This is a genomic window from Tistrella bauzanensis (assembly GCF_014636235.1).
GTDB classification, from domain to species: Bacteria; Pseudomonadota; Alphaproteobacteria; order Tistrellales; family Tistrellaceae; genus Tistrella; species Tistrella bauzanensis.
Genome location: NZ_BMDZ01000126.1, coordinates 1 through 6,256, shown reverse-complemented (window position 1 = coordinate 6,256; position 6,256 = coordinate 1). Strand labels below are relative to the sequence as shown.

At 67.7% G+C, this 6,256-nt stretch carries 4 protein-coding genes and 1 pseudogene; 2 read left to right on the top strand and 3 right to left on the bottom strand.

From position 1 onward, the window contains the following. Positions 1–78 precede the first annotated feature (78 nt). Positions 79–642: pseudogene (locus tag IEW15_RS24645) on the top strand (SDR family oxidoreductase); the annotation flags it as partial. Positions 643–669: 27 nt separating this feature from the next. On the opposite strand, the gene IEW15_RS24640 reads toward IEW15_RS24645, so the two are convergent. From IEW15_RS24640 to IEW15_RS24630, 3 genes are all read right to left on the bottom strand, one after another. Next, positions 670–1,692 carry an aldo/keto reductase gene (locus IEW15_RS24640; RefSeq protein ID WP_188583055.1) on the bottom strand — a complete coding sequence of 341 codons (1,023 nt, stop codon included), beginning with the start codon at positions 1,690–1,692 and terminating at the stop codon, positions 670–672. Between the two features lie 122 nt (positions 1,693–1,814). Then, entirely contained in the window at positions 1,815–2,675 is an 861-nt protein-coding gene (locus IEW15_RS24635; RefSeq protein WP_229708779.1) for a fructosamine kinase family protein, read from the bottom strand. Then, complete coding sequence (locus tag IEW15_RS24630) at positions 2,675–3,148, bottom strand: low molecular weight protein-tyrosine-phosphatase (RefSeq protein WP_188583053.1); 474 nt, start codon at positions 3,146–3,148, stop codon at positions 2,675–2,677. The genes IEW15_RS24635 and IEW15_RS24630 overlap by 1 nt, the downstream gene beginning before the upstream one ends. Positions 3,149–3,306: 158 nt before the next feature. Here IEW15_RS24630 and ppc point away from each other — a divergent pair, with 158 nt between their 5' ends. Further along, on the top strand, positions 3,307–6,126 hold the full coding sequence (gene ppc / locus IEW15_RS24625; protein WP_229708777.1) for a phosphoenolpyruvate carboxylase: 2,820 nt from the start codon (positions 3,307–3,309) through the stop codon (positions 6,124–6,126). Positions 6,127–6,256 lie beyond the last annotated feature (130 nt).

The following is a 6,256-nucleotide window of genomic DNA, read 5'->3' as shown; positions in this document are numbered from 1 at the left end:
TCCCTCAGGTCCGCGATCATTGAATCGAACTCCTGACCGTTTGGGAATCCCCTATGAGTCAGGACTCACGAGATTTGGTATAAGAAGACCGATGTACGTCATCGGGGCGATCTTGAAGAGCTTGTGGCGTTCGCGGTCGCGCGGGGCGGCCGGCTCGACGTCATCGTCAACAATGCCGGGGTCGGTCCGATCTCCCGCTTCGATGCGCTGCGCGTCGACGACTGGGATGCCATGATCGACGTGAATTTCCGTGGCACGCTTTACGGAATCGCTGCCGCCCTGCCGGTGTTCGCGCGCCAGGACAGCGGGCATGTGGTCAATGTCATCTCGACGGCAGGCCTCCAGATCGTCCCGACCATGGGCGTCTATGCCGCGACCAAGAACGCGGTGCGCACCGCCACCGAGGTGTTGAGACAGGAGGCGGGGCCTAAGCTTCGCGTGACCGAGGTGTCGCCGGGTGTCATCGCCACCAGTTTCGGCGACACGATCACCCACCAGCCGACCAGGAAAATGCTCGAAGAGCGCCTGGGAAACATTGCGATTTCTCCCGATGCGGTCGCACGGGGCATCCTTTATGCCTTGGAACAACCGCCCGAGGTGGATGTCGGCAGCATCGTCATTCGCCCGACCGCGCAAAGCTGATGTGTCTGCAACCCGCGCCGACAGACATCACACCGCCGGCGGGTTGCGCTCGGACATGGTCCGGCGCTGATGCCAATAGGGATAGGCTGGCGTGGTATCGCTGGCGGCATCCAGCCGGGCAATCTGGTCGGCGGTGAGGGTGATGTCGGCGGCTGCGAGATTGTTGCGCAGTTGATCGGCATTGCGGGCGCCGATGACGATGCCCGAGATGCCGGGGCGTCCGAGGCACCAGGCGAGCGCGATCTGCGGCACGCTGTGGCCCGTCTCTGCCGCGAGCGCGTCGAGCACGTCGGTGACGGCATAGAGCCGGTCGTCGGGCACGGCCCAGGTGGCGTCGGTGGCGGCGCGGCTGTCGGCCGGGGCCGGGCGGTTGCGGCCGATCTTGCCGCTGAGCCTGGCGCCGGCGAGCGGGCTCCAGACCAGCGTGCCCACCGACTGGTCGAGGCCGAGCGGCATGAGTTCCCATTCGAAATCGCGGGCGACCAGAGAATAATAGACCTGATGCGACACCGGCCGCGGCAGGCCCAGACGGTCGGACGCGGCCAGCATCTTCATCAGGTGCCAGCCGGAATAATTCGACACACCGGCATAGCGGATCTTGCCGGCGCGGGTGAGGCTGTCGAGGGCGTGAAGCATCTCGTCCACCGGCGTCACCGCATCGAAGGCGTGTAGCTGGTAGAGGTCGATATAATCGGTGCCGAGCCGGCGCAGGCTGTCTTCGCAGGAGCGGATGATCCGGGACCGCGCGGTGCCGACATCATTGGGGCCGGGGCCCATCGCCATACCGGTCTTGGTGGCGATCAGCAGATCATGCCGCCGGCCGCGCACCGCCTGGCCCAGAATTTCCTCAGACAGCCCGCGGGAATAACTGTCGGCGGTATCGAACATGGTGCAGCCGGCATCGCGTGCCAGATCGACCAGGGCGCTGGCCTCGCGGGCATCGGTCTCGCCCCATTTGCGGAAGAAGTCGGTGCCGCCGCCGAAGGTGGCGGTGCCGAGGATCAATGCCGGCACCTTCAGCCCTGATCCACCGAGTGTGCGGTACTGCATGGCGGTGTCCTCCCCTGATTGTCTGGTTGGCATCAAGCAGACATGAGCCGGCGGCGCAGGTCACCCCGCAATTTTCTCAAACGTGGGATGAGTATTGTTCAATCAAACGGCAAGGCCGTGTGTCAAACGCCGAGCCGGTCGAGCAGGCCGGCGACCATCGGCCGGTAGCCGGCGCCGAACAGCCTGAGATGGACCAGTGCCGGCCATAGCCGATAGATCGCGAGCCGCTGGTCATGGCCGGGTGCTGGCGGGCCATAGGCCTCGAAGAAGGCAGATGTGGGGGTATTGAACAGGCCGAGCATGGCGATGTCGACCTCGGCCGCGCCGTGATAGCAGGCCGGATCGATCAAGCCGGTGACACGGCGATCGGCCACCAGGATGTTGCCGCCCCACAGATCGCCATGGAGCAGGGCGGCGGGCGGGTGCGCGGGCAGGCGGTCGTGCAGGCCGGCGATCAGGCGCTCGATCCGCCGGCCAAGGGTCAGGTCGAGCGCCGGCAGATGCACCGCCAGCCGGCAGGTGGCCCAGAAACCGGGCCAGTCCGGGTCTGAGGACGCCGGATGACCGGCCCGTGATATCTGGTTCACGATGGCAAGCGGCCCGAAGGCATAGTCGTCGGGCCAGCCATAACCGTCGCCCTGGCAGGCATGGAGGGTGGCGAGCGCCCGGCCGAGCGCGCCCCAGGCATCCTCCGGCCGGCCGGTATCGGCCAGACACTCCAGCACCAGAAGCTGATCGTCCACCGCCAGCACTGCCGGGGCCGGTGCGCCTGCGGCGGCGATCGCGCGCAGCATCGCTGCCTCGATGCGCGGCGCCGGGCCGGTCTTGGCAATGGCGCTGCCGCCGCGGGCCAGCCCGATCGTGATCACCCGCGACAGATCGCCGCCATGGCAGAGGCTGGCGGAGACGGCCTCGGTGCCAAGCAGCATGGCCGCATGGGCAGCCATCGCCCGGACCGGGGCTGTGGCCGGCGACCATGCCATCAGCCCCCCGCCAGCAGATATCTGACGAACCCTTCGGCGCCGGCCGTGACGTCGCGCCAGGTGACGTCGAAGCCGTCATCGGCGCCATAATAGGGGTCGGCGACCGCCTGACCGGCACGGCCGGGCACATGATCGAGCAACAGGCTGATCCGGGCTGTGGCATCGGTCGGGCTGAGTGCTGCCAGAGCATCGAGATTGTCGTGATCCATCGCGACCAGATGGGTGAAGCGCCGGAAATCGGCCCGGGTCACCTGCCGCGCGCGATAGCCTGAGATGTCGATGCCATGGCGGCGGGCAACGGCGCGGGCGCGGCGGTCGGGTGGCTCGCCGGCGTGCCAGCCGCCGATGCCGGCGCTGTCGACCGTGATCTCCAGCCCCTGACGGGTGGCTTCGGCGCGGAGTGCGGCTTCCGCCAGCGGCGACCGGCAGATATTGCCAAGGCAGATGAGGAGGATCGCTGAATGTCCGGCCATGAGGCTTGGGTGTCTCCGCAATGCAATGGATGGCCATCGGATGCCTGTTTCATCTGTGCCGCAACGGACGCGTGCTGGCAAGGCCAGCGCCTTGCCAAGTGGAGCCGGAGCCGTGAAGATCGGGGAGGGCTGGGTGTGCACTGCGGGAGAACGGCATCGTGAACGACTGGATCGGCACTGCACGGGGCGGAGCGGGCGGGGAACTGCCATCGGATGCAGCACTCAAGGACGACATTCGTTTCCTCGGCCGGATTCTGGGCGATATCGTGCGCGATCAGGAAGGGGCGGCGGTGTTCGATCTGGTGGAGCGGATCCGCCAGACCTCGATCCGCTTTCACCGCGACGAGGATCGCGCCGCCCATGACGAGTTGGATGCGCTGCTGGGCGGCATGGGCACCGCCCAGGGGCTGAAGATCGTCCGCGCCTTCAGCTATTTCTCGCATCTGGCCAACATCGCCGAGGACCAGGACCGGCTGCGCCAGCACCGCGCCGGCATGGCCGATGGCGACGGCCCGGCGGTGGGCACGCTGGGTTATGCGCTCGCGCGGGCCGGCACTGCCGGCATCGATGGTGCGGCGCTGGCCCGGTTCTTCGACAGCGCGCGGGTGAGCCCGGTGCTGACCGCCCATCCGACCGAAGTGCGACGCAAAAGCACGCTGACCCGCGAGATGGAGATCGCGGGCCTGCTGGACCGCCGTGATCGGGAACGCCCAACCGGCGAGGAGGCCGACGCGATCGAGGAACAGATCGTGCGGGCGGTGCTGGGCTTGTGGCAGACGGCGATGCTGCGGCGCACAAAACTGACCGTGATCGACGAGGTGGTCAACGGCCTGTCCTATTACGACTATACCTTCCTGACCGAGCTGCCGGCCCTGTATGGCAACCTGGAAGACATGCTGGCGCGGGGTGCCGGCCGTCGCGTGCAGGGCAAGGGTCGCGGCCGTGGCGGCGCCACGCGCACGCTGCCGGTGGCGTCGTTCCTGCGCATGGGCAGTTGGATCGGCGGCGACCGTGACGGCAACCCCTTCGTGACCGCCGAGGTGCTGCGCACCACCATGCGCATGCACACCCGCCACGCGATGCGATGGTATCTGTCGGAACTGCATGAACTGGGGGCGGAACTGTCGCTGAGCGTGTCGCTGGTGCCGGTGTCGGATGCCCTGCTGGCCCTGGCCAATGCCTCGCCCGAGCGGGCCGAGCATCAGGCGCAGGAGCCCTATCGCCGGGCGATCAGTTTCATCTATGCCAGGCTTGCGGCGACGGCGGTGGCGCTGGATGTGGCCGATGCCGTGGGCCGGCGGGCGGTGGCGGCCGAACGCTATGACGATGCGGCAAGCCTGGGCCGGGATCTGGACGTCATCCACGCATCCCTGGTCGCCAACGGATCGGGGCTGCTGGCGCGCGGACGGCTGCGGCGGCTGCGGCGGGCGGTCGACTGCTTCGGCTTTCATCTGGCGGCGCTGGATCTGCGCCAGAATGCCGATGTTCATGAACGCAGCGTCGCCGAATTGCTGGAGGTGGCCGAGCCCGGCACCGATTATATGGCGCTGGACGAGGCGGCGCGGGTGGCGCTGCTGGCGCGCGAACTGGCGACCGCCCGGCCGCTGGTCTCGCCCTTCGCGGAATATGGTGCTGAAACCGCCGGCGAACTCGACATCCTGCGCCATGCGGCGGCGATCCACGCCCGGCTGGGGGCGGCCGCGATCGAGAATGTGATCATCTCGAAGACCGACGGCACGTCCGACCTGCTGGAACTGGCCCTGCTGCTGAAGGAGGTGGGGCTGGTGCGGCCCGACGGCACCAGTGCGGTCAATATCGTGCCGCTGTTCGAGACCATCGATGATCTGCGCAACGGACCTGAGATCATGGCGCGCGCCTTCGCCTGCCCGGAATACCGCCGGCTGGTCGCCAGCCGCGGCGATGTGCAGGAGGTGATGCTGGGCTATTCCGACAGCAACAAGGATGGCGGCTTCGTCACCTCGCGCTGGGAGCTGTACAAGGCCGAAACCCGGCTGGTCGAGACCTTCAGGGCGGCGGGCATCGCGCTGCGCCTGTTCCATGGCCGGGGCGGATCGGTCGGCCGGGGCGGCGGATCGGCCTATGACGCGATCCTGGCGCAGCCGGCAGGCGCCGTGGGCGGCCGCATCCGGGTGACCGAACAGGGCGAGATCATCTCCAGCAAATACGCCAATCCGGGGCTGGGGCGCCGCAATCTGGAAACCCTGGTCGCGGCGACGTTGGAGGCGAGCCTGCTGCCGGTATCGGCGCCGGCCGATATCGAGGCCGACATGGTGGCGATGGAGGCGTTGTCGGATGCGGCCTTCGCCGCCTATCGCGGGCTGGTCTATGAGACGCCGGGCTTCGAGGATTATTTCTGGGCCTCGACCGTGATCACCGAGATCGCGTCGCTGAACATCGGCAGCCGGCCGGCATCGCGCAGCCGCACGCGGCGGATCGAGGATCTGCGTGCCATCCCCTGGGTGTTCAGCTGGGCGCAGTGCCGGGCGATGCTGCCCGGCTGGTATGGCTTCGGCGCGGCGGTCAACGCCTGGTGTGCGGCGCATCCCGATGACGGGATGGCCCGGCTGACCGCGATGTATCGCTGCTGGCCGTTCTTCACCACCCTGGTGTCGAACATGGAAATGGTCCTGGCCAAGACCAGCATGGCGATTGCATCGCGCTATGCCGAACTGGTGCCGGATGTGGCTCTGCGTCAGCAGATCTTCGGCCGCATCCGGGCGGAATGGCAGGCCTCGACCGATGCCCTGCTGGCGATCACCGGCCAGACCGCGCTGCTGGACCACAACCCGGTGCTGGCGCGGTCGATCCGCGACCGCTTCCCCTATCTCGACCCGCTGAACCATGTTCAGGTCGAGATGCTGCGCCAGCATCGCTCCGAGGCGGGCAGCGAGCGGCATCTGTCGGGGATCCACCTGACGATCAACGGCATCTCGGCCGGGCTGCGCAACAGCGGATGACCGGCGCAACAGCGGATGACCGGCGGTTAGCGGCCGGCTGCGGGCGGGCGCCTAGCAGCCTGTCGGACTTTCCCCAGCGTGCGAGCGGTGCGATGATTCCGTTGGTTTCAACGGGATTGCGCGCTGATGG